We start from the raw sequence: 2,179 nt of genomic DNA, 5'->3' as shown, positions 1-2,179 counted from the left end.
AGGTGTGGATCAGAGCTGGGGCTACCGCCCTGGGTATGACGCCGGTGCGCCCGTGACGTTTACAAGACGTCCGGGCGTACCGGCGTTTCCGCGTCCGCGCGGGTGGTCAGGCTCCGCCCTGCCTGTCGCCGCCAGGTTGGTCACCGCCGCGCGAGCATTCGGGCGGCCCGCTCGGCCAGGAGCCGCACCTCGCCCGCGACGTCGTTCCCATCGACGATGAACTCGAGGATGCCGGGGTCGGTGTAGTACTGATAGATCAGTGCTTCGAGCTGGTCGGCGGTCGCCTCGGCCATTCCGGTCCGGTCCGCGAGCTCGCGGATGTCCGCCGCGTCCTTGCGGCGTTGGGCGATCAGCTTGGTGGCGAGCAGGAAGCCGTCCGATGCATAGGTCACATGCAGCCCCGGCCCAGGCGCCGGAGTGGAAGCGTCCGCTGGTAGCGGCGGCATCCACATGCGCGCCCTGGTGTTGAGCCAGTTCTCCGGAAGACCCTCCGCGCGTGCGAGCTCACGAGCCTCGGTGACAACCGCGCCGTCTGATGTGATCGCGTCGACGTCCTCGGTGCGCCGCAGATCCCGACCCGACGTCACGGCGACGGCCGCGCCGCCGACGACGAACACCGACCCCGACACTCCTCGTGCGCGCAGCCGCTCGTCGAGTTTGGCCAGCAAAGAGACGATCTCGGCCGCGGAGAACTCGTACCGCTCGTTCATGCGGTCAACAGGTCACGGGCGGGGACGAAGACATTGAGACGCTTCAGATCGTCGGGAGTGGCGGCGATCACCTCGTCGGGGTCGAGGAAGGGGTGCTCGGGCACCCAGGGCAGCGGGAGACGCTCCGCTTCACACCAGGCGGGCGGCTCGACTCCCGCCCGGTCGAACTCTCTGCGAGCCAGCGCCGCGAGCAGGACGTCGAAGCCGGGGCTTCCCGTTGACGGCGGCGCGGCCTCCCACGCCCCGGGGCAGCCGTCCTGCTGGTCGAGGAGGAGGCTGAGATGGTCGCGGCCCTGCAACAGCATCCGCCACGCTCGGTCCTCGTCGCCCATCGCGTGCCGAATCGCCTTGGCGGTCTCCGGTGCGGACATCAACCGGGAGGAGCGTGCGGCGGCCAGCGCGCTGGCGACCCTGAGTGCGCGGACGCAGAACACCGCGGTCGGCCTGGTCCGGCCCGAACGATAGGTCGACAGCCTTGAGGCCGATGTACCCAGCGCGACGGCGAAATCTGCCTGGCTCAGGCCACTGTCAGTCAACGCGCGATCCAGCAACGCGATGACCTCACGGGTGTCCCGATCAGGTTCCACAGGCACCATCCTATCCGTGTGTTATCCGATTAGATAATCGGAACTGGCGAGTCGGAGGGCGCCCGCGGGCCGAGGGCAGGTCTCGGCGTGTGCCAACGGCTGGACGTCGGCGTGTCGACTTCCACAGGGCACGAGCGCCGGAACGTCCGTGGCTTCCCGCCCCTGGCGAGCCGTCGGCTCTGTCGGTCCCGTGGGCGGGCCGCCGCCGGTGCCGGGGCGCGCGGCATGAGCAGGGATCTGATCCGCCCGTCCCTTTTCTGGTGAGATATCGAGTGAATCAGGCGATACCGTCCAGGTCTCCCGAAGGAGCCGTGTCGGTGTTTCGGCGACTTTGTCTACCGTCATCGGCGGGTGATTTACTTGTGCTCCGAGCCGGTCTGGAGCTGGCTCAGGAAAGAAATTCGCTGCGCACGTGGAGCAGTCGCGGACGCTCTGCACAGGCCGGTCCGCATGCCGGTATTGAACCGGTGACGCTGGCCGTGCGGCATCGGGAAAATACGGGCATGGCTGGTCGTGGAGGGGCTGTGGCTGGGGCTTTTCAAGGTCTTGTGGTGGTGAGTGGTGCTCTTCACAGGGGTCTGGAAGTCGTGGGTGGGTGGTGGGTAACGTTGGTGACGTGCTTCCGACCTGGGGAGTGCGCATCGGGTGGCATGCTGAATCCCGCCCCGCCCGGTTGGTTGAAGGCGATCTGTGGGCGGGAGCGATTTTTCTGCCGGTGCCGTGGCTGGCTGGTCTGACGTTCGACGGCTGGTGTGGTGCGGATTTCGTAGGTGTGGGGAAGGGTATCTATTTTGTCCCTGATGACTTCGGGTGCTCGCAGGAACCGTCGTTCCATCCGTCGTGGCCGTGCTTTGCTGGTCGCGCCGGTGTTGGCGGCGACGA

3 protein-coding genes are annotated in these 2,179 nt (G+C 67.4%); 1 reads left to right on the top strand and 2 read right to left on the bottom strand.

The annotated features are described in order from the left end of the window. Nucleotides 1-140 precede the first annotated feature (140 nt). Both AWX74_RS38725 and AWX74_RS38720 read right to left on the bottom strand, forming a co-directional pair. The gene (locus AWX74_RS38725) at nucleotides 141-710 is read right to left on the bottom strand and encodes a hypothetical protein (protein WP_091287484.1); all 570 of its coding nucleotides are present in this window, start codon (nucleotides 708-710) and stop codon (nucleotides 141-143) included. Continuing rightward, entirely contained in the window at nucleotides 707-1,306 is a 600-nt protein-coding gene (locus AWX74_RS38720; protein WP_091287481.1) for a helix-turn-helix domain-containing protein, read from the bottom strand. The genes AWX74_RS38725 and AWX74_RS38720 overlap by 4 nt, the downstream gene beginning before the upstream one ends. Before the next feature lie 607 nt (nucleotides 1,307-1,913). On the opposite strand from AWX74_RS38720, the gene AWX74_RS41055 reads away from it, so the two are divergent. Beyond that, nucleotides 1,914-2,179 (top strand): hypothetical protein (locus AWX74_RS41055; protein ID WP_207550517.1); only part of this gene is annotated, 266 nt, incomplete at its 3' end.

Source organism: Parafrankia irregularis, assembly GCF_001536285.1.
Lineage (GTDB): Bacteria > Actinomycetota > Actinomycetes > Frankiales > Frankiaceae > Parafrankia > Parafrankia irregularis.
This window is presented reverse-complemented; position numbering and strand designations above follow the sequence as displayed.